At 66.3% G+C, this 22,643-nt stretch carries 21 protein-coding genes and 1 pseudogene; 17 read left to right on the forward strand and 5 right to left on the reverse strand.

Translation table 11 applies throughout. The features are described from left to right. From Q0743_RS11970 to Q0743_RS12050, 17 genes and pseudogenes are all read left to right on the forward strand, one after another. A pseudogene (locus Q0743_RS11970) lies at positions 1-218 on the forward strand (ABC transporter substrate-binding protein); the annotation flags it as partial. Between the two features lie 81 nt (positions 219-299). Then, positions 300-1,085, forward strand: a complete 786-nt coding sequence (locus Q0743_RS11975) for an ABC transporter ATP-binding protein (RefSeq protein ID WP_298241733.1) — start codon at positions 300-302, stop codon at positions 1,083-1,085. Next, positions 1,078-3,288 carry an ABC transporter permease gene (locus Q0743_RS11980; RefSeq protein WP_298241734.1) on the forward strand — a complete coding sequence of 737 codons (2,211 nt, stop codon included), beginning with the start codon at positions 1,078-1,080 and terminating at the stop codon, positions 3,286-3,288. The genes Q0743_RS11975 and Q0743_RS11980 overlap by 8 nt, the downstream gene beginning before the upstream one ends. A 3-nt stretch (positions 3,289-3,291) precedes the next feature. Then, positions 3,292-4,125, forward strand: coding sequence for a phosphoenolpyruvate hydrolase family protein (locus tag Q0743_RS11985; protein WP_298241735.1), 834 nt, complete (start codon positions 3,292-3,294; stop codon positions 4,123-4,125). Between the two features lie 27 nt (positions 4,126-4,152). Beyond that, positions 4,153-7,065, forward strand: a complete 2,913-nt coding sequence (locus tag Q0743_RS11990; protein ID WP_298241736.1) for a flotillin family protein — start codon at positions 4,153-4,155, stop codon at positions 7,063-7,065. 10 nt (positions 7,066-7,075) lie between these two features. Beyond that, a complete protein-coding gene (locus Q0743_RS11995; RefSeq protein WP_018643039.1) occupies positions 7,076-7,513 on the forward strand; it encodes an SRPBCC family protein in 438 nt (145 codons plus the stop codon). A gap of 2 nt (positions 7,514-7,515) precedes the next feature. Next, complete coding sequence (locus Q0743_RS12000; protein WP_298241737.1) at positions 7,516-7,971, forward strand: SRPBCC family protein; 456 nt, start codon at positions 7,516-7,518, stop codon at positions 7,969-7,971. Then, on the forward strand, positions 7,962-8,780 hold the full coding sequence (locus Q0743_RS12005; RefSeq protein ID WP_298241738.1) for an FAD binding domain-containing protein: 819 nt from the start codon (positions 7,962-7,964) through the stop codon (positions 8,778-8,780). Before Q0743_RS12000 ends, Q0743_RS12005 begins: the two co-directional genes overlap by 10 nt. 5 nt (positions 8,781-8,785) lie before the next feature. Further along, a complete protein-coding gene (locus tag Q0743_RS12010; protein WP_298241739.1) occupies positions 8,786-9,262 on the forward strand; it encodes a (2Fe-2S)-binding protein in 477 nt (158 codons plus the stop codon). A 12-nt stretch (positions 9,263-9,274) separates the two neighbouring features. After that, entirely contained in the window at positions 9,275-10,870 is a 1,596-nt protein-coding gene (locus Q0743_RS12015) for a molybdopterin cofactor-binding domain-containing protein (RefSeq protein WP_298241740.1), read from the forward strand. A 1-nt stretch (position 10,871) separates the two neighbouring features. Further along, a complete protein-coding gene (locus Q0743_RS12020) occupies positions 10,872-11,894 on the forward strand; it encodes a molybdopterin cofactor-binding domain-containing protein (protein WP_298241741.1) in 1,023 nt (340 codons plus the stop codon). A gap of 10 nt (positions 11,895-11,904) precedes the next feature. After that, complete coding sequence (locus Q0743_RS12025) at positions 11,905-12,786, forward strand: MoxR family ATPase (RefSeq protein WP_298241742.1); 882 nt, start codon at positions 11,905-11,907, stop codon at positions 12,784-12,786. Continuing rightward, on the forward strand, positions 12,783-13,904 hold the full coding sequence (locus Q0743_RS12030; RefSeq protein ID WP_298241743.1) for a VWA domain-containing protein: 1,122 nt from the start codon (positions 12,783-12,785) through the stop codon (positions 13,902-13,904). The genes Q0743_RS12025 and Q0743_RS12030 overlap by 4 nt, the downstream gene beginning before the upstream one ends. Beyond that, positions 13,901-14,785 carry an amidohydrolase gene (locus Q0743_RS12035; protein WP_298241744.1) on the forward strand — a complete coding sequence of 295 codons (885 nt, stop codon included), beginning with the start codon at positions 13,901-13,903 and terminating at the stop codon, positions 14,783-14,785. Before Q0743_RS12030 ends, Q0743_RS12035 begins: the two co-directional genes overlap by 4 nt. 33 nt (positions 14,786-14,818) lie before the next feature. Then, positions 14,819-15,667 carry an N-acyl homoserine lactonase family protein gene (locus Q0743_RS12040; protein ID WP_298241745.1) on the forward strand — a complete coding sequence of 283 codons (849 nt, stop codon included), beginning with the start codon at positions 14,819-14,821 and terminating at the stop codon, positions 15,665-15,667. A 20-nt stretch (positions 15,668-15,687) separates the two neighbouring features. Next, positions 15,688-17,262, forward strand: coding sequence for an isochorismatase family protein (locus tag Q0743_RS12045; RefSeq protein ID WP_298241746.1), 1,575 nt, complete (start codon positions 15,688-15,690; stop codon positions 17,260-17,262). Between the two features lie 3 nt (positions 17,263-17,265). Then, positions 17,266-17,892 (forward strand): FMN-dependent NADH-azoreductase, encoded by a 627-nt coding sequence (locus Q0743_RS12050; RefSeq protein ID WP_298241747.1) that lies wholly within the window; start codon positions 17,266-17,268, stop codon positions 17,890-17,892. An 87-nt stretch (positions 17,893-17,979) separates the two neighbouring features. Here Q0743_RS12050 and Q0743_RS12055 read toward each other — a convergent pair whose 3' ends face one another. The 5 genes from Q0743_RS12055 to Q0743_RS12075 are packed head-to-tail and all read right to left on the reverse strand — an operon-like array spanning position 17,980 to position 22,619. Continuing rightward, entirely contained in the window at positions 17,980-19,479 is a 1,500-nt protein-coding gene (locus tag Q0743_RS12055; RefSeq protein WP_298241748.1) for a tripartite tricarboxylate transporter permease, read from the reverse strand. 12 nt (positions 19,480-19,491) lie between these two features. After that, entirely contained in the window at positions 19,492-19,959 is a 468-nt protein-coding gene (locus tag Q0743_RS12060; RefSeq protein ID WP_298241749.1) for a tripartite tricarboxylate transporter TctB family protein, read from the reverse strand. Continuing rightward, positions 19,956-20,750 (reverse strand): carboxymuconolactone decarboxylase family protein, encoded by a 795-nt coding sequence (locus Q0743_RS12065; protein WP_298241750.1) that lies wholly within the window; start codon positions 20,748-20,750, stop codon positions 19,956-19,958. The genes Q0743_RS12060 and Q0743_RS12065 overlap by 4 nt, the downstream gene beginning before the upstream one ends. A 13-nt stretch (positions 20,751-20,763) precedes the next feature. Beyond that, positions 20,764-21,537 carry an SDR family NAD(P)-dependent oxidoreductase gene (locus tag Q0743_RS12070; protein WP_298241751.1) on the reverse strand — a complete coding sequence of 258 codons (774 nt, stop codon included), beginning with the start codon at positions 21,535-21,537 and terminating at the stop codon, positions 20,764-20,766. Positions 21,538-21,593: 56 nt separating this feature from the next. Further along, positions 21,594-22,619 carry an acyl-CoA dehydrogenase family protein gene (locus Q0743_RS12075; protein ID WP_298241752.1) on the reverse strand — a complete coding sequence of 342 codons (1,026 nt, stop codon included), beginning with the start codon at positions 22,617-22,619 and terminating at the stop codon, positions 21,594-21,596. Positions 22,620-22,643: the final 24 nt, after the last annotated feature.

Consider the following 22,643-nt stretch of genomic DNA (forward strand, 5'->3'; position numbering starts at 1 on the left):
GCCTCTCCTTCGACACGCCGACCGGCAAGGTCTCGCTCGACAAGAACCGCGAGGCGATTGCCGATATCTTCCTCACCGAAGTCAGTGCGGCTCCGGACGGCACGCTGCTCAACAAGCTCGTCAAGGTCGTGCCACAGGTCAACCAGACGCTCGGCATTCCCGAAAAGGATTTCCTGGCGCTCGGCACGGTCGGCCGCGACAATCCGAGCTGCCCGTAATCCGCATAAGCAATTCCAGGAAAAGTGCGTAGCGGTATTCCGTCCGGAATTGCGTCAACAAGGAAGCCAAGGACGTCGCCAGTGGTCGAAAGCAATATTGTACCGCGTTTGCAGGATACCGGCGCCTATGCGCTGGAACTCAGCGACATCGCGCGTCATTTCGGGGCACTGGTGGCGCTCTCGGGCATCAATATGAGGATCGCGGCTGGCGAGCGGCGCGCGGTCCTCGGCTCAAACGGCGCGGGCAAGACCACGCTGTTCAACGCCATTACCGGCGATTTCCTGCCGACCCGAGGCTCGATCCGCTTCTTCGGCGAGGATATCACCGACATGCCGCCGCATGAGCGCATCCGCCGGGGCCTGCGCCGCACCTACCAGATCTCGCAGCTGTTCGGCGGTCTCACCGTGCTGGAAAACATCTTTCTTTCCTGCCGCGGCGTCTCGCGCAAGCGCTTCGCGCTGACCCGGCCGGGCGAGCGCGACGTCAACATGGCGCAGGCGATATCCATCCTGCATGCCGTGCATCTCGAACCCTATGGCGACACGCTGGTGCGCGAACTCAGCCACGGCCAGCAGCGCCAGCTCGAAATCGCCATGGCGCTGGCCGGCGCGCCGCGCTTCATCCTGTTCGACGAGCCCGCCGCCGGCCTGTCGCCCACTGAGCGCCGCGACCTGATCGCCATCCTCAATGCACTGCCGAAACATATCGGCTATATCATCATCGAGCACGATCTCGACGTCGCGCTGCGCGTCTCCGAATATGTGTCGATGATGCACAATGGCCGTCTCTTCAAGGAAGGCACGCCGCGCGAGATCGAGAACGACCCTGAAGTGCAGGAAATCTATCTCGGGGGCAAGCATGGCTGAGCGCGGTGCCAAACATGTGCTCCGTATCGACGACCTGCAGGTCTATTATGGCGAAAGCCATGCGCTGCAGGGCGTGTCGCTTTCGCTCGAAGCCGGCGTGCTTTCGGTCGTCGGCCGCAACGGCATGGGCAAGACCACGCTCTGCAACACGATCACCGGCCTGAAGCGCGCCCGCGGCGGCTCGATCCGCTTCAATGGCCGCGAGATTTCCAGCCTCGAGCCGCACGAAATCCATCGCCTCGGCGTGGCCTATGTGCCGCAGGGCCGCCGGCTCTGGCGCTCGCTCAGCGTCGACGAGCATTTGCGGCTGGCCGGCGGAATGCGCAGCGGAGCCTGGACGGCCGAGCGCATCTACGACACCTTCCCGCGCCTTGCCGAGCGCAAGGATCATGGCGGCGGCCAGCTCTCCGGCGGCGAGCAGCAGATGCTGGCGATCTCGCGCGCGCTGCTCACCAATCCGAATCTGTTGATCATGGACGAGCCGACCGAGGGCCTCGCGCCCGTCATCGTGGCGCAGGTCGAGGAGATGCTGCTGCGACTCGGCGAGGACGAGGACATGTCCGTGCTCGTGATCGAGCAGAACATCGGTGTCGCCACCGCGGTCTCTCGCAACGTCGCGATCATGGTGAACGGCCGCATCAACCGCATCATCGACTCCGCCCGCCTCGCCGCCGACCGCGACCTGCAGCAGCGCCTGCTCGGCGTCGGCCTTCACGCCGAGCTCGAGCCTGACATCGGCGCCGCCGAGTCCGGCCCGGAGACAAGAAAGCCCGCGCCGGCGCCGCGCCGCGACGGCCCGATCCGCATTTACGTCTCCAACCCGACGCTCCCGACAAGGTGGTCGCAGCCGGTGCCGATCGCCCGCATCGAGGCCGCAGCCCGCACTCTATCGACGCAGGTCTCGCGGCTCGACGAGACGGCCCGGCGCAAGCGCGAGCCGGCCGCGGCGCAGCCCGCCGGCCCGCCCGTCGTGCTGGTCGTCGGCACGCTCGACACCAAGGGCCTCGAGCTGCGCTTCATCCGCGACATCATCGCCGAAAGCGGCCTGCGCACCCGGTTGGTCGACGTCTCGACCAGCGGCAAGCATTCCAGCTGCGATGTCTCCGCGCAGGAGATCGCGCTGAACCACGGTCGCGGCGGCTCCGCCGTGTTCGGCCCCGATCGCGGCGTCGCGGTGACGGCGATGGCCGATGCGTTCGCCAGCTGGTTGCGGCGCCAGGGCAATGTCGCCGGCGTGATCTCGGCGGGCGGCTCGGGCGCGGCGTCGCTGGTTGCCCCGGGGATGCGCACCCTCCCCGTCGGCGTGCCCAAGCTGATCGTCTCCTCCGTCGCCTCCGGCGACGTCGGGCCCTATGTCGGCCCTGCCGACATCACGATGATGCACTCCGTCACCGACGTGCAGGGCCTGAACTCGATCTCGCGCGCTGTGCTGGCCAACGGCGCCAATGCGCTGGCCGGCATGGTCAAGGCGCGGCTCGATGCCCGTGCCGCGACGGCGCGCGAGGCCGACGGCCTGCCTGCGGTCGGGATCACCATGTTCGGCGTGACGACACCCGCCGTGCAGAACATCGCCGCCGACCTGCGCGACGATTTCGAATGCCTGGTCTTCCACGCCACCGGCGTCGGTGGCCGTTCCATGGAAAAACTCGTCGAGTCCGGCCAGCTCGCCGGAATCATAGACCTCACCACGACAGAGGTCTGCGATCTCCTGATGGGTGGCGTGTTTCCGGCGACGGAGGACCGCTTCGGTGCGATCATCCGCACGCGCATCCCCTATGTCGGCTCGGTCGGCGCCCTCGACATGGTCAATTTCGGCGCGCCCGAGACCATTCCCGAGCGCTACCGAGGCCGCAAATTCCACGTCCACAATCCGCAGGTGACGTTGATGCGGACCACCGTGGAAGAGAACGAGCGCATGGGCCGCTGGATTGGCGAGCGGCTCAACCAGATGGACGGCCCGGTGCGCTTCTTCCTGCCCGAGGGCGGCGTCTCCGCACTCGACGCGCGGGGCCAGCCGTTCTGGGACCCGGATGCCGACGCCGCGCTGTTCCGCACGCTGGAGCGCACCGTGCGGCAGACCGGCAACCGCCAGCTCATCCGCACCCCCAAGAACATCAACGATCCCGACTTCGCCGCCGCCATCGTCAGTGCATTCCGAACCCTGCTCGGCCGCACCGGCGCGCGGCGGAGACAAGCGAGGTGACCGATGGCCAGGTTTGAACGCGCAGCCCTCCTGAAGAAGTTCCGCGACATGGCGCGGCGCGGCGAGCCGATCGTCGGCGGCGGCGCCGGCACGGGCCTGTCGGCCAAATGCGAGGAGGCCGGCGGCGTCGATCTCATCGTGATCTACAATTCCGGTCGCTATCGGATGGCCGGCCGCGGCTCGCTCGCGGGCCTGATGGCTTACGGCGATGCCAACGCCATCGTGCTCGAGATGGCGAACGAAGTATTGCCCGTGGTGGCCCGGACCCCGGTGCTTGCGGGCGTCAACGGCACCGATCCGTTTCGGGACATGGACGTGTTTCTCGACCAGCTCAAAGCGCTGGGTTTCGCAGGCGTGCAGAACTTCCCGACCGTCGGGCTCATCGACGGCATCTTCCGCGCCAATCTGGAAGAGACCGGCATGTCCTACGCGCTGGAGATCGACATGATCGCCAAGGCGCACGACAAGGACATGCTGACGACACCCTACGTCTTCAGCGAGAAGGAGGCCGCCGCGATGGCGATCGCCGGCGCCGATATCATCGTCTGTCACATGGGCCTGACGACAGGTGGATCGATCGGCGCGCAGACCGCGCCGAAGCTGAAGGACTGTCCGGCGCGGATCGACACATGGGCTTCGGCTGCGCTCAGCGTCAATCCTGAGATCCTGGTGCTGGCGCATGGCGGCCCGATCGCGGATCCCACCGATGCCGATTTCATCATGAAGAACACCCGCCATTGCCACGGCTTCTACGGCGCGTCCTCGATGGAGCGGCTTCCCGTGGAGCGGGCGCTGACTGAACAGGTACGTCAATTCAAGGCGATCGGCGCGCGATAACGCCTGATAGGTTCGAGGGAGGGAAAGATGTCAGGGATGCTGGTCGGTGAATTGATCCTCTGGCTGATCGTCGCGATCGTCGTGATCGTCGTCGGCGTCTACATCGTGAACTGGCTCTATCATCGCTCCTCCAAGGAGACGTCGTTCGTCCGGACCGGCTTCCTCGGCGAGCGCGTGGTGATCAATGGCGGCGCCTTCGTGCTGCCGTTCATCCACGACTACACGCCGGTCAACATGAACGTGCTGCCCATGGGCATCGTGCGCTCCAGGCAGGACGCCGTGATCACCCGCGACCGCATGCGCGTCGACATCGAGGCCGACTTCTACGTCCGGGTGCAGCCGACCCGTGAGGCCGTCTCGATCGCGGCAGCGACGCTCGGCCGCCGCACCATGGAGCCCGGTCAGCTCCATGCGCTGCTGGCAGGCAAGTTCATCTCCGCGATCCGCTCGGTCGCCTCCGAGATGACCATGGAGGAGATGCACGAGCGCCGCGGCGACTATGTCGCGCGGGTCAAGACCAATGCGGCGGAGGCACTTGCGCAGAACGGCCTCGAGCTCGAATCCGTCGCGATCACCGATCTCGACCAGACCGACCTCGAGTTCTTCAATCCCTCGAACCGCTTCGACGCCGAAGGCCTGACCCAATTGATGCAGGACATCGAGGCCAAGCGGAAATTGCGCAATGACATCGAGCAGGACTCGATGATCAAGATCCGCACCCGCAACCTGGAAGCCGAGCGGCAGGCGCTCGAGATCGAGCGCGAGAGCGAGACCGCGCGCCTGGAGCAGGAGCGCGACATCGAGATGCGCCGCGCCCTCCAGCGGACGGAAGTCGCCCGCGAGCGCGCCCTGCGCGAGACCGAGGCCGAGCAGGCGCAGATCTCCGCCCGCGAGGCGATCGAGCGCGCCCGCATCGCCAATGACCAGGCGATCGCCGAAGCCCGCATCGCCTCGGAGCGCGAGACCCGCCAGAAGGAGATCGAGCGCACCCGCACCATTGAGGAGAAGGAGCTGCTGGCGCGCGAGGAGATCGAAAAAACAAGGATCGCCAACCAGCGTTCGATCGACACCACGCGGATTGCGTCCGAACGGGAGGTGCGCCAGCGCGAGATCGAGCGGATGCGCACCGTCGAGGAAGCCGAGATCGCCGCCCGCGAGGCGATCGAAAAGGCCCGGATCCAGCAGGACCGCGTCGTCACCGACGCGCGCATCGCCAACGAAGAGGAGACGCGGCGCCGCGAGATCGAGCGCACGCGCGCCGTGGACGAGGCCGAGATCGCCGCGCGCGAGGCGACCGAAAAGGCCCGCATCGCCCAGACGCTGATTGTCAACGTTGAACGCATCTCCTCCGACGAGCGCACCCGCGCGCTGGAGATCCAGCAGGTCCGCACCATCCAGGAGGCGGAGATCGAGGCGCAGCGCGCGGTCGAGGCCGCCCGCATCGGCCGCGAGCGAACGCTCGCCGCCGAGCGCATCGCCGCCGAACAGAACACGCGGCAACTGGAGATCGAGCGCAACCAGACGCTTGATGTCGCCGGCATCGCCGCGCGCGAGACCACGGAGGCCAGCCGCATCGCCCAGGAGGAGCGCGTGCGCTCGCTGGAAATCGCCCGCAACCGCGCCGTCGAGGAAGCCGACATCGCCTCCCGCGAGGCCATCGAGGCGGCACGTATCGCCCAGGAGAGAGCGGTCGCAGCCGAGCGGATCCAGGCTGAACGCGATACGCGTTCGCTGGAAATCGAACGCACTGGCATTCTGGAAGCGGCGGAGTTGAAGCGACGCGACGCCATCGAACGCCAGCGCATCGTGGTCGATCTGGCCCTCGAAGCCGAGCGGATCAATTCGTCCAAGAAGCGCGAGGTGCTCAATATCGAGCAGAAGAAGGCGATCGAGATCGCCGATGAAGACCGCGTCATCGCGTTGTCGACCAAGAAGTCCGAGCGGATCGATGCCGACCGCCAGGTCCGGCAGGCCGAGATCGTCGCGCGCAAGGAGGTCGAGACCACCGACGTCTCGCGTGAGCAGGCACTGGAGGCCGCCCGGATCGAGCGGCGGCGTGCCATCGAACAGCTCGAGGTTGCTCGTGTCCAGTCGCTGCAGGAGGCCGAGATCGCCTCCCGCGAGGAGGTCGAGCGCGCGCGCATCGCATCCGACCGCGGGCTCGACGAGGCCCGCATCGGCCGCGAGCGCGAGCTGCGCAAGCTCGAGGTCAACCGCGAGAAGGAGGTCGAGACGGTCCTGATGGAGAAGGCCATCGCCATCCATCAGAAATCGCTGGAGGAGTCCGCCGCCCGCGCCGCCGCTGAGGAAGCCCGGATACGGGCCACGGAGGCGGCCGAACGCGTCGTCACCGCGCGCGAGAGCGAAATTGCAAAACGGCGCAAGACGGTGGAGGTGTTGCTCGCCGAGAAGCAGGCTGAGGAGACCCGGATTGCGGCCGAGGCCGAACGCGTGCGCGCCGCCGTGGAGGCCGAGGCGCAGCGGATGCTCAACGAGGCCGAGAACGTGCTGACCGACCAGGCGCGTTACTCGCTGTTCCGCAGAAAGCTGCTCGACCGGATCGAGGGCATCGTGCGCGAGAGCGTGAAGCCGATGGAGAAGATCGAGGGCATCCGCATCCTCCAGGTCGACGGCCTCAACGGCAACGGGAATGGTGGCAATGGCGGCCGCAGCGCCACGGACGAGGTCATCGACTCCGCCCTGCGTTATCGCGTCCAGGCGCCGCTGATCGACTCCATCCTGTCCGATATCGGCGTCGAAGGCGGCAGCCTCGCCAAGATGCCGGGCCTGATCCGCGAAGCGCGCGACATGCAGGGCATCAAGGACTCCGCGCGTAAGAGCGGAGGTGGCGGAGGTAGCGGCGACAAGCCGGCCGCCTCCCCGCCTGCGGCCGAAGGTGGCGAGCCGCCGGCCGAGCGCGGGCCGCGGAAGAAGAGCTGAGGTCTGAGCCATGGCCCGCGTCTACGTCTCAACCGTCGTCAATGCCCGCAACGACCGCGTCTGGGCGCGCGTGCGCGATTTCAACGGCCTACCGAACTGGCATCCGGCGATCGCCGAAAGCCGCATCGAGGGCGGCGAGCCCTCGGACAAGATCGGCTGTGTCAGGGATTTCCGCCTGCGCAACGGCGACCGCATCCGCGAGAAGCTGTTGGGCCTCTCCGACTACGACATGTTCTGCACCTATTCGATCTTGGAATCCCCTATGGGCGTCGAGAACTATGTCGCAACCTTGCGGCTGACTCCCGTCACCGACGGCGACCAGACCTTCATGGAATGGACTGCCGAATTCGACTGCGCTCCGGAGCGAGAGACCGAATTGGTCAGCAATATCGGCGGCGGCGTATTCCAGGGCGGGTTCGACGCACTGAAACGCGTGTTCGGAGGTTAACCGTGCCGCATATCGTCAAGAGCACGATCCTGGACGCACCGACCGACGCAGTATGGACCGTTCTGCGCGACTTCAACGGGCACGATCGCTGGCATCCGGCTGTTGCGACCTCCTCGATCGAACGCGCGCAGTCTTCCGACAAGATCGGTTGCGTCAGGCGGTTCAAGCTCAACGACGGCGCCGAGCTGCGCGAGCAATTGCTGGCGTTGTCGGACCTGGAACAGTCCTTCAGCTATTGCCTGCTCGATACGCCGGTTCCCATGTTCAACTACGTCGCCCATGTCCGGCTGCTGCCGGTCACCGACGGCGACCGTACCTTCTGGCACTGGGAATCCCGTTTCACCACCAAGCCTGAGGATAGCGACCGCATGACCCACATGGTCGCCGAAGACATCTATCAGGCCGGTTTCGAGGCGATCCGTCGACATCTGAAGGAGGCCGCATCATCATGGCCGTAACAGTCAAGACGTTTGCAAGCGCCAGCGAGGCGGCCGGGGCGTTGTCTTCGGACCGCAGCGCGCGCTATCTCGGCGGCGGCACGCTGGTGATGCGGGCGCTGAACGAGGGTGACGTTACGATTTCGACCGTCGTTCGCGCTCAGGACCAGGCGCTGACCCGGATCGATGCATCGGGGCCCCGCATCACGCTCGGCGCTGGCGTCACCTTCGCACGCGTTCTCGCCGAACGGGAACTCGGCTTCCTGCATGCCCCTGCCCGGTCGATCGGCGGTCCCGCCGTGCGTAACATGGGCACGGTCGGCGGCAACCTCTTCGCGCCCAGTCCCTATGGCGATTTCACCGTGGCGCTGCTGGCGCTCGACGCCACCGTCGCCGTCGCCGGCGGCTTTGGTTCACGCGACATCCCGATCGAGGAGTTCCTGCAGGCGCGCGAACGTCAGGCCGGAACACTCGTGCTGTCGGTGTCCTGCACCAGGCCAGCGAGCAGCGTGGCGTTCCGCTATCGCAAGATCGCTCGGATCAAGCCGAAGGGCGGCTCTGTCATCACCCTTGCGGCGCATCTGCCGATCAGCGGCGGACGGATTGCGGGCGCCCGGATCGCGCTGGGCTCGATGGCCCCGACACAGATCCGCGCCCGCGCCGCCGAACGCGCGCTGGAGGGCCGCTCGCTGGACGCCGCAACCATCGCGGCCGCCGCATCCGCGGCGACTGAGGGGACATCGCCATCCGATAGCGCGCTCGGCAGCGCCTGGTATCGCCGCGAGATCGTCGGCGTCCATCTGCGGCGCCTGCTGTCGGGACAGGAATAGAGCCCATGTCCAAGATACCTCTGCAATTTCGACACAACGGCCGCGACGTCGCGATCTTCGTCGATGGCGGCACCAATCTGCTGGTCGCGCTGCGCGAGCTGATCGGCGACATGACGCCGAAATTCGGCTGCGGCCAGGGCGGCTGCGGCAGTTGCAGCGTGCTTGTTGACGGCGAACTCCACCTCTCCTGCCTGACATTGGCGGAGACTGTCGCCGGCAGGTCCATCGAGACGCTCGACGGCATGAAGCAGGGCCCCAACCTGCACCCGCTACAGCGCGCCTTCGCCGACAATTTTGCCGCCCAGTGCGGCTATTGCACGCCGGGCATGCTGATGGCCGCCAAGGCGCTGCTCGACCGCAACCCCTCGCCGAGCCGCGACGAGGTCATCGAGGCGATCTCCGGCAACATCTGCCGGTGCACCGGCTACGAGCCGATTATCAACGCCATCCTCGCCGCCGCCGGCGGCCAGGTCAGCGCGTAAGGGACCGCGACCATGCTGGAACTGCGCAAGGACATTTTCGCCGACGAGCGCGACGACAATCTGAAGGAGATCGGCAAGGGCACCCAGCGCCAGGACATGCTCGGCCATGTCACGGGCACCTCGAGCTACTTCAACGACCACAAGCTGCAAGGCATGCTGCATCTGAAGGTCGTGCGCTCGACCCAGGCGCATGCAAGGATCCGCCGCATCGATACCACGGAGGCCGAGCGCTCGGCCGGCGTGCGCCGGATCATCCGCGGCACCGACGTGCCGGTCAATCTCAACACGCTGCTCAGCCTGATCAATTTCGGCAAGGACGACGAGCCGTCGCTGGCGGTGGACAAGGTCCACTACAAGGGCGAGCCGATCCTTGCCATCGTCGCCGACAGCGAGCGCGAGGCGTTCGAGGCCATCGCGAAGGTCAAGGTCGACTACGAGCCGCTCCCGGCCGTGTTCGACGTCGAGGACGCGCTGAAGCCCGGCGCGCCCGTGGTCAACGAGACCTATCCGAAGAACGCCTTCATCTATCACGACGTCTACGATCATCAGCGCCTGCGCTTCGGCGACGCCGATGCCGCGCTCGCCGCCGCCGATCACGTTCTCGAACAGCGCTACCAGATGTCGCCGATCGAGCACGCGCCCACGGAGACCAACGGGGCCATTGCAGCGCCCGACACCAACGGCCGCTACGTTGTTTACACCTCGACCCAGGCGTTGTTCTTCTCGGTCGACACCTGCGCCAAGATCTTGGACGTGCCCTCGAACACGTTCCACTTCATCGGCGGTACCGTGGGTGGTGGTTTCGGCGGCAAGGTGGACACGCTGACCGAGCCACTCGCCATCCTCGGCGCGATGCTGACCGGGCGCCCCGTCCGATACGTGTTCGGGCGCGAGGAGGAAATGCAGTACGGCCCGCCGCGTGGCGCCGAGCGCATCTACATCAAGGACGGCGTCATGCGCGATGGCCGCATCGTCGCACGCAAGATCCGCGCCTTTTTCGACAGCGGCGCCTATACGCGGCTGTCGAGCTATGCCGCGGTGAAGTGCGCCGCGCATCTGCCGGGCCCCTACACCATCCCGAACGTCTATGGCGACGTCTATTGCGTCTTCACCAATCGCACACCTGCGACCGCGATGCGCGGCTTCGGCGTCACGGCGATGGATTTTGCCATCGAGTGCCAGATGGACAAGCTCGCCAACCTCGTCGGCATGGACCCGATGGAGTTTCGCATCCTCAACGCCTATCGCGACGGCGACATGAAGGCACACCGGCGCGAGGCCAAGAACACCGCGCTGATCGAATGCGTCCAGGTCGCGGCCGAGAAGGCCAAATGGCCGATCCGCGACGAGTTCAGGCGCGCCTCCTCGCGCAAGGACGGCGGCGGCAGCCGTGCAGTCATCCCGCCAACGCCGGCGGACTCGTCGCGCACGGGGCCGACCGCGCCGGTCCAGCAGCGCACCAGTTACGACCGGCTTCCGCCCACCGTCACCCGTGAACCGCCGCGCGATCCGCCCCCACCCGCGCCGTCGCCTCCCCCGCCACGCCCGGCCGCGCCGTCCCACGGTGCGACGCGGTTCTCTTCCGTGTTCGGGACAAGGAGGCGCTGACATGACCAGGCACCGCGGACGCGGCATGGCATCGATCAACTATCCCATCGGCATGAACCTCGGCGGCGATCCGAGCCAAGCGCTGGTGCATTCCAACCCCAGCGGCAAGTTCACGGTGGCCTTGTCGTCGATCGACCTCGGCCAGGGCATGAAATCGGTGACGCGGCAGATCTGCGCGGAGACGCTGGGCGTTCCGGTCGAGGACGTCTATGTCGACACGGCCGATTCCGACACCGGCCCGCATTGCATGGGCTCATTCGCCTCGCGCGGCACCCACCGCGTCGGCAACGCCGTGATGGCCGCGGCCCGCGAAGCACGCGGCGTGATGATGGAAGCGGCGGCTGAAGAGCTCGAAGTCAACGCCGCCGATCTCGAAACCGACGGCCGCGGCAACATTCACGTCAAGGGCGCGCCGCACCGTTCGATCTCGACCAAGGATGTCGCGATTGCCGCGCAGTTCAAGCAAGGCAAGACCATCTCGGGCCGCGGCATCTTTCTCGTTCCCCTCTCCAACGTCGATCCGGAGACCGGTGAGATGTCGCCGGCAACCTGTTACGCCCATGCCAGCCTCGTTGCCGAAGTCGAGGTTGACGACGAGACCGGCGATGTCGCGATGGTCCGGATGGATTCCGCCTATGAGCTCGGCCGCGCGCTCAACCCGCGGCTGGTCGAGCAGCAGTTGGTCGGCGGCGCCTGGATGGGCGTCAGCCACGCGCTCTACGAGACGCCGGAGCCCTATTATCCCGACCCCGTCCACGGCCCCCGCGACTTCGTCGAATATCTGATGCCCGGCCCCGGCGACATCTGCCCGCACGACATTGCCGTGCTGGAACGCCCTGCGCCTGACGGGCCCTTCGGGGCCAAAGGCCCCGGTGAGATGTGCGCCAACCCGGTGCTACCGGCCGTTGCGAATGCGATCTTCAACGCCGTCGGCGTCCGCATCGACGATCTGCCGATTACGCCGGAAAAAGTGCTGCGCGCGATCAAGGCCCAGGGCGGCGCGCGGCCGCAGGCACGGCGCTAGAGGAACGGAAGTGGCGGTTCGCAGCAACATCGTCGGCATCGACAGCCCGGAGGCGCTGGAGAAGGCGCTGCGCGCGGCCTACTACCTCGCCGACGAAGGCCTTGCGACATCAGCCTATCTCAGCCTCGCGCTCGGCAAGCCCTTGCTGCTGGAGGGCGCGCCCGGCGTCGGCAAGACGGAAGCCGCCAAAGCCATCGCTGCCGTGCTCGGCCGCCGCCTGATCCGCCTGCAATGTTACGAGGGTATCGACGCCTCTGCCGCGCTCTATGAGTGGAACTACCCGCGGCAGATGCTGGCAATTCGCCAGGCGGGCGACGAGAGCATCGACATCTATGGCGAGACCTTCCTGATCGAACGTCCCATGCTGGCCGCGCTCCGCGCGCCCGATTCCACCGTGCTGCTGATCGACGAGATCGACCGCGCCGATCAGGAGTTCGAGGCCTTCCTGCTCGAATTCCTTTCCGACTTCCAGATCTCGATTCCCGAGCGCGGCACGGTTCGCGCGGCCGAACGTCCCGTCGTGGTGCTGACCTCGAACCGGACCCGCGACTTGCACGAGGCCCTGCGCCGCCGCTGCGTCTATCACTGGATCGACTATCCCAGCGCCGAGCGTGAGGCGCGGATCATCATGATGCGCGCATCCAGCGTCGCCGAGGCCACCGCCCGCGCCGTCGTCGCGGCGGTCGAGAAGCTGCGGCGCGAGCCCCTGAGCAAGGCGCCCGGCATCGCCGAGGCCGTCGACTGGGCCGAGGCCGCAACGCTCCTGCACAAGGGCGGCGCACGCTGGCCGGATGCGTTCAAGCGCTCGATCGGCGTTGCGCTGAAGGACGAAGAGGATCTGCACTTCATCTCGCCGCGGCTCGATGCCATGCTCGCGGAGGCGACGGCATGACCATCGAGCCGCAGCTTCCGCGCGCCGCGCGCATTTTCGTTGCCTTCGTTCCCTTGCTGCGCGCGAACGGCTTTGCTGTGGCTCCGGAGCAAACCACGACGTTCCTGGCGGCGATCGAGCTGCTCGGCCCCCGCACGATCGAGCACATCCGGCAGGCCGCGCTGGCGACGCTGGCGCCGCCGCCCGAGCGCCGCGCCACCTTCGACCGACTGTTCGACCTTCATTTTCGCGGCAGCGAGGCGATCGAGCACGCCGAAGATGGAGAGGACGACGAGACGGTCCGTCTCCAGGAGGAAGGCCGCGGCGACGAGGAGCCCCTGCTCTCCGATGACGCCAGCGAGTCCGGCCTCACCGCGACGCGCACCGAGGCGCTGGTCGAGCGCCGCTTCGCCCAGATTTCCACGACCGATGCGCTGCGTCGCCTGGCACGCGAGGCCCCGCGGCGCCTGCCGCGGCGGCGCGGCCATCGCCGCATGCGCGCCCGCCGCGGGCCGTTTGCCGATCTGCGTCGCACCTTGCGTGACAGCGTCCGCAGCGACGGCGAGATGCTGCGGCTCGGCCACATGAAGCGGCGCCAGCGCCCGCGCAAGATGCTGCTGCTGATCGACGTGTCCGGCTCGATGAAGAGCCGCACCGAGGAGAACATGAAGCTCGCGCATGCGCTGGTGCAGGCGGCGCCCAATGTCGAGGTGTTCACCTTCGGCACGCGGCTGACCCGCATCACGCGTCCATTGCGGCTGAAGCGCCGCGAGCAGGCCATGAACGCCGCCGCGCATCTGGTCAGCGACTGGGACGGAGGGACCCGCATCGGCGACGCGCTCCAAGCCTTCCTCGCGGTGCCCCGCTTCGGCGGCTATGCCCGCGGTGCCGCCGTGGTCATCGTGTCCGACGGACTCGAACGCGGCGAGACCGATGCGCTTCGCGACGCCGTCGCGAAACTGTCGCGGCGGGCCTGGCGCCTGAGCTGGCTGACGCCGCTGGCGACAAGCGCCGGATTCCGTCCGCAGACCGAGGCGCTCGTCGCCATCGAGCGCTTCGTCGATGACCTCATGGATGGCGGTTCGAGCGCATCGATCGTCGCACATATTCTGGCGTTGGGACGAAGGAGAGCGGCGTGACCGATATTGTCGACGGCCATCATCACATCTGGCGGCAGGCCGACCTGCCCTGGCTGACCGGTCCCATGCAGCCCCGCATCTTCGGACCGTACGAGCCGATCCGGCGCGACTATCCGATTGCCGAATATCTCGAAGACCTCAAGGGCACCGGCGTCACCCGCTCGGTCTATGTGCAGACCAACTGGGCCAACGACCGTTTCGAGGACGAGGCCGCGTGGGTGCAGCGGACCGCCGAGGAATACGGCTGGCCGCACGCGATCGTCGCTTATGCCAATTTTGCCGTGGACGACGTCCGCCCACAGCTCGATCGGCTGAAGCGCTATTCCCTGGTGCGGGGCGTGCGCATGCAGCTGCACTGGCACGAGAACCCGCTGTATCGTTTCGCCACCCGGCCGGACCTCTGCGCCGATCCAACGATCCGCCGCAACATCGCGCGTCTCGCCGGCTATGGCTGGAGCTTCGACCTGCAGGTGTTCACCCCGCAGATGGCGGACGCTGCAGCGCTTGCCGAAGCCTGCCCCGACGTGACCTTCATCCTCCAGCATGCCGGCATGCTGGAGGATCTCTCGCCTGCCGGCCGCGCCGCCTGGCGCGGCGGCATGGCCCGGCTCGCGGCCTGCCCGAATGTGGTCTCGAAGCTCTCCGGGCTCGGCACCTTCATCCATCGCAACGATCCCGCGCACATCGCCGCCGTGCTCGCGGATACCGTCGCGATCTTCGGCGCCGAGCGCTGCCTGTTCGGCTCCAACTTTCCGATCGAGAAGTTGTGGACCAGCTATCGGGAACTCGTGGAGGCTTTTCGCAGCGCCGCCGCGCCGTTCAGTGCGGAACAGCAGGACGCCATCTTCAGGGCGACGGCGAGGCGCGTTTATCGGCTTTGACAGACAAGAAAGCGAAATGAGGGAGGGAAAGGAATGGCGCTGGAGATCAAGATCCTGGACTACGGCGATATCGAGCTGGAATCGAGCTTTCTGGTGCTCGGCCGCGACTGCGGCCGTACCCGCCGCGTCCTCACCCTCGGCTTTCTGATCCTCGGGGGGAAATATCCGGTCGTGGTCGACACCGGCTACCGCTCCAACCAGATCATGGAAACGCTGGGCATGCGGGGCTTGCAGTACCACGAGAACATGATCGAGAATCAGCTCGCGCGCCACGGCGTGCGCATGGGTGACGTCCGCTTCGTCTGCCACACACATCTGCACATCGACCATGCCGGCAAGGACGATCTGTTCCCGATGAACACGACCGTCGTGCTCAACCGCAAGGAGCTCGAATATTCCGTCTCCGGCCTGATGCATCCGCAATATCCCGCCCCCGACATCAAGCACCTGATCGACCGGCTGCACACCAAGAGCGCGCTGCGCTTTCTTGACCTGGAAATCACCGGTCCTATCGAGCTGATGCCCGGCGTCTACTGCGACGCCGCCAATGCGCACACTGAGGGCTCGATGAACGTCATCGTCGAGACCGCCGATGGCATTGCGACCATCTGCGGCGACGTGATCTACGATTTCAACGACCAGATCGTAACGCCTTTCAACGAGATCCATGATTGGGAGCCGCGCACGACGGGCAACCACGGCACCAGCAAGCGGGCGGAGAAGGCCTCGATCAAGAAGCTCCTCAGCAATTCGCGCTATCTACTGCCGGTGCATGATCGTCCCGCCAAGATCGAAGGCGGCACCGTCGTCGGACGCCTGCACGATCAGGTCCCCGGCCCGATCGTGCAATCGCTGCCCGCGCGCAACTGGTTCCCGGCATAATTTGACGCGAGGATCGACCGATGACGCACGTCACCTTGCGAAGCGAATTCGAAACCTTGATCGACCCCTATGCGCCGGTCGCGCAGGTCGGCACCGGCTTCGACTTCACGGAGGGGCCGATCTGGCATCCGGTCGATCACTATCTGCTGTTCTCGGACATGCCGGGCGACGTGCGCCGGCGCTGGGATGCGCGGCGCGGCGTCGTGGAGGTCAAGCGCCCCTCCAACAAATGCAACGGCATGACCTATGATGCCGAGCTCAACCTGATCGTCTGCGAGCACGCGACGTCGTCGCTGATCCGCGAACGGCCGGACGGGCGGCGCGAGGTGCTGGCCTCGCATTTTGGGGGACAGGAGCTGAACAGCCCGAATGACGTCTGCGTGCATTCCTCCGGCGCGATCTATTTCTCGGACCCATGGTACGGCCGCATGCCGGTCTACGGCGTCGAGCGGCCACGCCAGCTCGGCTTCCAGGGCGTCTATCGCCTCGTGCCCGGCGGCGAGCCTAAGCTCGTGGTCGAGCGAAGTCTGTTCGATCAGCCGAACGGGTTGTGCTTCTCGCCGGACGAGAAGCTGCTTTATGTCAACGACACCGTGCAGGCGCTGATCCGCGTCTTCGACGTCAACGCCGACGGCACGCTGTCGAATGCGCGGGTGTTCGCAAGCGGCATTCGCTCCGAGCTCGAAGCCGGCCTGCCCGACGGCATGAAGTGCGATCAGCACGGCAATATCTGGGTCACCGCGCCCGGCGGCGTCTGGGTCTATTCGTCGCGCGGCGAGCTGCTCGGCAAGGTCCGCCTGCCCGAGATGGTCGCCAACCTCGCCTGGGGCGGGCCGGATTTCCGCACGCTGTATCTAACCTCGACCCATTCGGTCTATGCGATCCCGACCAAGGTCGGCCCGCGGCATGAACCTTATATGAGTGGACGGCGAAGCGCAGGCGGCCAGGCGGCCAGCGCCGCGCCGGCGGCGCCCATCCTCGCTGACGGCGACATGCGGCTTGATCCGCAGCGCTGCGCCATGATCATCCAGGACCTGCAGAACGACGTCATCATCGACGGCGGCGCCTTCGCCGAGTCCGGCGCGCCTGGACATGCAAAGCAACAGCATGTCGTCGAGAATGTCCGGCGCCTGGCAGAGACCGCGCGGGCCCGCGGCGTCGCCATCATCCATGTCTGGTTCGTCGTGGAGCCCGGCGCGCCCGGCGTGACGCTGAACGCACCGTTGTTCGAGGGCCTCGTCGACAGCAAGGCGATGGTGCGCGGAAGCTGGGGTGCGGCGCCGGTCGCCGGCCTGGAGCCACGGCCCGGTGACTTCGTCGTCGAGAAGATGCGCATGAGCGCCTGGGAAGGCACCCGGCTGGAGACGATCCTCAAAGCGACCGGCCGCGACATGCTCATCAACACCGGCGCCTGGACCAACATGTCGGTCGAGCATACGGCGCGGACAGGGGCCGACAAGGGCTATTTCATGATCGTGCCCGAGGATTGCTGCTCGACCATGAATGCCGACTGGCATAACGCTTCGATCAATTTCGCCATGCAGAACGTTGCGGTGGTGACCAGGGCCGATGCCGTGATTAGAGCATTGGGATGAGCCGTGGCGAAGCTTCTGCATTTGTCCTGTTCGCCCCGCGCCGAGTCCGAGTCGAACGCCGGCGCAAGCGTGTTTCTCGACAGCTTCCGCAAGGCCCGGCCGGATTGGGACGTCGATATCGTGGACATCTGGCGCGAGCGCATGCCGGAATTCACCGGCCCTCTCATCGAGGCCAAATATGCGCGCATGAACGCTCAGGCCTTCAACGAGGCGCAACGTGACAGCTTTGCGGAAGCCGAGCGAATGGCAGTGCGTTTTGCGTTGGCCGATCGGGTGCTGATCTCCACGCCGATGTGGAATTTTGGCATTCCCTACAAGCTCAAGCAATGGTTCGACATCATCGTCCAGCCCGGGCTTACCTTCCGGTTCGATCCTTCGCTGGGCTATCTCCCGCTGCTGAAGGATCGGCCGACGCTCGTCATCCTCGCCAGCGGCAGCGATTTTTCCACCGGCATGAATCGCGGACGCATCGACATGGCGACGCCCTACTTGCGCGAAATCCTGCGCTTTGTCGGCATCCGCAATGTCAGCTTCGTGCCCGTCGGCCCGACCACCGGGCCGCAACAGCCGATCGAGGCTGCGCGTGAGAGGGCCCATTATCGTCTTGCTGCATTGGCCGCGACCTTCTGAAGCTGGAATCGATTTGGGAATCCAAGTCGGCGCGGTTCCGACCGCCATGCCAACGGGATTGAACATCGGCATGGATACGCCGCCATGTCACTCCTGGAGCGCCTCCTCGCGCCGCGCGCGGATCGTGGGCAACATGATCAGGAGGATCGCGACGACGGCGGCGGCCAGGAGGCCGGCCGAGATCGGCGACGTCAGCAGCGCGGTGGCATCGCCCCGCGACAGCACCATGGCGCGGCGGAAATTCTCCTCGATCGCCGGGCCGAGAACCAGGCCGAGCAACAGCGGTGCCGCCGGCAGTTGCAGCTTGATCAAGGCGTAGCCGAACACGCAGAACACCGCCGCCTCATAGACCTCGAATGTTCCGCTATTGATCGAATAGACGCCGATCGAGCAGAACACCATGATCGCCGGGAACAGATAGCGATAGGGGATGGTGAGCAGCTTGACCCAGAGGCCGACCAGCGGAAGGTTGAGGATCAGCAGCATGAGATTGCCGACCCACATCGAGGCGATCAGGCCCCAGAACAAGGTCGGATTCTTCGTCATCACCTCCGGACCCGGATGGATGTTGTGGATGTTCATGGCACCGACCATCAGGGCCATCACGACGTTGGAGGGAACGCCCAGCGTCAGCAGCGGGATGAACGAGGTCTGCGCACCGGCGTTGTTCGCGGACTCCGGGCCGGCGACGCCCTCGATGGCGCCTTTGCCGAACTGCTCGGGATGCCGCGACAGCTTCTTCTCCAGCGTATAGGACGCAAAGGACGACAGCACCGCGCCGCCGCCGGGCAGCACGCCCAGCAAGGTGCCGAGCGCCGTGCCGCGCAGCATCGCCGGCACCATCCGCCGGAAATCCTCGCGGGTCGGAAACAGATTGGTGATCTTCTGCGTCACCAGTGACAGCTTGTCGTCCTGCTCGAGATTCTTGACGATCTCGGCAAAGCCGAAGATGCCCATCGCCAGCGGCACGAAATCGAGCCCGTCGAACAGCTGCGGAATGCCGAAGGCAAAGCGCTGGCTGCCGCTATTGAGATCCGTGCCGACGAGACTCAGGAGCATGCCGAGCACGACCATGCCGATGCCCTCGATGAACGGGCCGCTCGACAGCACCGAGGCCAGGATCAGGCCGAGGATCATCAGCGCGAAGAATTCCTTGGGGCCGAACAGCAGCGCGGTTGCGGTCAGCGGGCCCGCGAGCGCCGCCAAGGCCAGCGTCGCGACGCATCCAGCGAAGAAGGAGCCGATGGCGGCGGTCGCGAGCGCCACGCCGGCGCGGCCCTGCTTCGCCATCTGGTAGCCGTCGATCGTGGTCACGACGGACGAGGACTCGCCGGGGAGATTGACCACGATGGCCGTGGTCGAACCGCCATATTGTGCGCCGTAATAGATGCCGGCGAGCATGATCAGCGCGGCGTCCGGCTGCAGCGCATAGGTGATCGGCAGCAGCATCGCGATGGTCGCGAGCGGACCGAGGCCCGGAAGCACGCCGATCAGGGTACCGAGCAAGCAGCCGAAGAAGGCGTAGAGCAGATTGGTGGGCTGGGCCGCCGTGGCAAAGCCGATCGCCAGATTATGAAAGAGATCCATCGGCCGGCTCGTTCAGTTGAGAAGGGACGGCCAGACAGGCAATGGCAGCCCGAGACCATAGACGAAGACGGCAAGGCACAACACGATCAGCACCGCGGCATTGGTCAGCGCTCCGATCCAGGTGAATTCGGAACTCGCCCTGCTCGACACCACGATCAGCACGAACAGCGCGCCGACCAGGCCGAGCGGAAACAAGAGGGCCCCGAACAGGACCACCGAACCGGTGATCCAGGCGAGCCCCTTGAGGTCCCATTTGCGCAGGGTCTGCCGGTCCGCGGCCGGCTTCATCGCGCCGAACATCACGACAAGTCCGATGGCGGCGAGCACGATTGCCAGCAGGCGCGGGAAATAGCCCGGCCCCATCTTCGCCGCCGTGCCTGCGGGATACTGCAGTGCCGTCACGAAGAAGAAGATAGCAAAGGCGAGGAACAGGGCGCCGGACGCAAAGGCCCTGTGATTGCGGATCGCCAATCCCCTCATTCCGGTCCTCCGTTTTCATCCAAGCCGGCCTTCGCGGAGCGCTCTTCGAGCGCTTCCATCAGAACCGGCACGCCGATCGCGCAGGCATGGACGCCGAGATGCGCGGTCATCTGGAGAACCTGGCGGATCTTCCGCTGGTCGATCCCGAGCCGCAGCGCCCTCTTGATCTGCACACGCAGCCCTTGCGGATTGAGCGCGGTGAAGCAGGCACTGAGGGCGAGCGAGATCAGGCACTGCGAGCGCTGGTCGAGACCTTCGCCTGCGCGTCGGTCCGCCAGGAGGTCGAGCAGGACGGCGAAATAGCCGGGATCGGAGCGCAGCCATTGCTCGCAGAATTCCGGCCAGTCGCCGAACTGCGCGACGTAGACGTCGCGTAGCGCGCGCTGCTCTGTCGTAAGCTCGGAATGATCGGCCTGAATTCCGGCCCCCGCCAGTTCCTCGGTGAGGATGCCGATGCCGACGTTGCAACCGTCCAGCCCTTGAACCGTCGCGAGGCGAAAGACGTCGATGATCTCCCGCGCCGTGGCGCCCTCCTGCAGCGCGAGGCGCAGGTGAAGCGCGAGGCCGGAGCGGAACAGATGCGTCGCCGATCCGTCGAGCGCGACGTAGATCAGCTCGCACATCTTGCGAGACAGCGGCCCCTTCTCTGCGGCATAGCCCGCGTACCGGCCGTAGGCCTGAAGAAACGCGGGATCAAAACGCAACAGGCCTTCCGTCCAAGGCCGCCAATAGCCGCGCGCCCTGACATAGGCCTCTTTCAGCACCTGCTGTTCCGGCGTCAGATCGGACATCGCGATTGTCCCATCAGGCAATGTTGGTCACGACGATGCCGCCATCCACGGTGAGCACCTGGGCCGTGATGAAGCCGCTCTCGTCTCCGGCGAGGAAGCAGATCGCCTTGGCGATGTCGTCGACCGTCCCGAGCCTGCCGAGCGGCGTTCGCGCGACACGGCGTGCGTCGAGCTCGGCATTGCGGTTGCGCATCGTTCCCTCGGTCGGGATCGCCGAGGGCGCCACCGCATTGACGCGGATGTTGCGCTCGCCGAGCTCGGCTGCAGCTGCGCGGGTGACGCCCATGACGCCGGCCTTGATGCCGCTGTAGACGATGCTGTTCTTGGCCGAGATCAGGCCCGCGACAGACGCGACGTTGACGATGGCGCCGCCACGCTGCGCATCCATGACCTCCGCGGCGGCCTGGATTCCCCAGATGATCGCCTTGAAGCCGATGTTGAGCATGCGATCGACGGTTTCCGGCGCAATGTCCGGAACGGATTGATAGCGGACCCAGGCCGCGTTGTTGACGAGGATGTCGAGACGCCCCTGCTGCTGCGCCAATCCGAGCACGGCCTGCCGCATGCCGTCGCGGCTGGAGACGTCCTGCGTGACCGCGACCGCATTGCCGCCTGCGGCCTTGATGGCGCCCACCGTGCCTTCCACGAATTCCGGCTTCAGATCGTTGACGCCGACGATCGCGCCGCGCGCCGCGAGCTTGAGCGCGGTCGCACGGCCGATGCCGTTTCCGGCGCCGGTGACGAGTGCGACGCGGCCCGCGAGCGTCCGATCCCTGTTTTCGGTCATGGCAATCTCCTTCAAGCTCTCGTCCTTCAAGCTCTTGTCCTTCAAGCTCTCGTCGCTCAAGTTCCTGCCTCGGCGAACGGAGCAACTTCCGATACGTAACGGCGGCCGAGCGTGCTGATCAGGCCGCTGGCATCACCCTGTGCCTGCAGCGTGCGGATGCGGCGCAGATGGCGATGCACCGGCACGTCCCACGTAAAGCCCATGCCGCCATGGATCTGCAGCGCGCCTTCGCTGATCGAGCTGCCATAGGTCACCGCTGCCAGGAACGCGGCATCGCGCTGCAACGGACCGCCGCCCTCGGACAGGCTGCGCGTGATCGCATGACGAATGCTCTCGAGCCCGAGCTTCTGGCGCGCCAGCGCATGGCGGATCGCCTGGTTGTAGGACAGCGCATGGCCGAACTGCCGGCGCGTCGATGCGTGCTCCTGCGCGAGCGCCAGACACGCCTCGGCCGATCCCAGGATCGCCGCGGCGCGCAGCACGTTGGCGTCCGAATTGAGCGGGTCCCACGTGCCCGCGGGCAGAATCGAGCCGACGGAAACCTCGACCTTCTCCAGCCGCACCGTATGCTCCGGCACCGTCAGATCGAGGCCGGCGGCCTCCTCCACCACGACACCGTCGGCATCGATCGGGACCAGCGCCGCGGCGCCGCCGCTCATTCGCACCAGGATGTAATCGGCGCACGCTGCGCAGGGCGCGCGTGCCACCGTGCCGCTCAGCACCAGCAGCCCGCCTTCGCGCGCGGCGACGGCCTCGCCCCGCCAGCCGATCGTCGCCAATGTCTTGCCGGACACGATCGCGGCGGCAAGTCGCGTCAGCGACGACTGGAATGACCGGGCGACGAGGATGGTCTCCAGCAGCGGAAAGGTCAGCAATCCGGAATGGGCAGCCGCGATCACCGGCACCGCGAAGCCGAGCGGCAGGGCCAGCCCCCCCACCTGCTCATCCGCGATCACGCCGAGCAGTCCGTCGCCGGCCAGATTTTGCGCCTGCGCGCGTGCGTCCAGGCCCGCACATGCGGTGACCGCGCGTGCCGCGGTTGCCGCGAACTCGTCGGGCTGAAGTCCTTCGGCCATGCTCATCATCGTCCTCTTCGAAACCCTTCA

It is taken from the genome of uncultured Bradyrhizobium sp. (assembly GCF_936943645.1).
Classification (GTDB): Bacteria; Pseudomonadota; Alphaproteobacteria; order Rhizobiales; family Xanthobacteraceae; genus Bradyrhizobium.

Excerpts from the sequence above, each read along its gene's own strand:
- Q0743_RS12030 (WP_298241743.1), top strand. The coding sequence starts at position 12,783 with ATGACCATCGAGCCGCAGCTTCCGCGCGCCGCGCGCATTTTCGTTGCC.
- Q0743_RS12065 (WP_298241750.1), bottom strand. The coding sequence starts at position 20,750 with ATGTCCGATCTGACGCCGGAACAGCAGGTGCTGAAAGAGGCCTATGTC.
- Q0743_RS12005 (WP_298241738.1), top strand. The coding sequence starts at position 7,962 with ATGGCCGTAACAGTCAAGACGTTTGCAAGCGCCAGCGAGGCGGCCGGG.
- Q0743_RS12055 (WP_298241748.1), bottom strand. The coding sequence starts at position 19,479 with ATGGATCTCTTTCATAATCTGGCGATCGGCTTTGCCACGGCGGCCCAG.
- Q0743_RS11990 (WP_298241736.1), top strand. The coding sequence starts at position 4,153 with ATGTCAGGGATGCTGGTCGGTGAATTGATCCTCTGGCTGATCGTCGCG.
- Q0743_RS12010 (WP_298241739.1), top strand. The coding sequence starts at position 8,786 with ATGTCCAAGATACCTCTGCAATTTCGACACAACGGCCGCGACGTCGCG.
- Q0743_RS12070 (WP_298241751.1), bottom strand. The coding sequence starts at position 21,537 with ATGACCGAAAACAGGGATCGGACGCTCGCGGGCCGCGTCGCACTCGTC.
- Q0743_RS12075 (WP_298241752.1), bottom strand. The coding sequence starts at position 22,619 with ATGAGCATGGCCGAAGGACTTCAGCCCGACGAGTTCGCGGCAACCGCG.
- Q0743_RS12060 (WP_298241749.1), bottom strand. The coding sequence starts at position 19,959 with ATGAGGGGATTGGCGATCCGCAATCACAGGGCCTTTGCGTCCGGCGCC.
- Q0743_RS12015 (WP_298241740.1), top strand. The coding sequence starts at position 9,275 with ATGCTGGAACTGCGCAAGGACATTTTCGCCGACGAGCGCGACGACAAT.
- Q0743_RS12045 (WP_298241746.1), top strand. The coding sequence starts at position 15,688 with ATGACGCACGTCACCTTGCGAAGCGAATTCGAAACCTTGATCGACCCC.
- Q0743_RS12040 (WP_298241745.1), top strand. The coding sequence starts at position 14,819 with ATGGCGCTGGAGATCAAGATCCTGGACTACGGCGATATCGAGCTGGAA.
- Q0743_RS12020 (WP_298241741.1), top strand. The coding sequence starts at position 10,872 with ATGACCAGGCACCGCGGACGCGGCATGGCATCGATCAACTATCCCATC.
- Q0743_RS11980 (WP_298241734.1), top strand. The coding sequence starts at position 1,078 with ATGGCTGAGCGCGGTGCCAAACATGTGCTCCGTATCGACGACCTGCAG.
- Q0743_RS11985 (WP_298241735.1), top strand. The coding sequence starts at position 3,292 with ATGGCCAGGTTTGAACGCGCAGCCCTCCTGAAGAAGTTCCGCGACATG.
- Q0743_RS11995 (WP_018643039.1), top strand. The coding sequence starts at position 7,076 with ATGGCCCGCGTCTACGTCTCAACCGTCGTCAATGCCCGCAACGACCGC.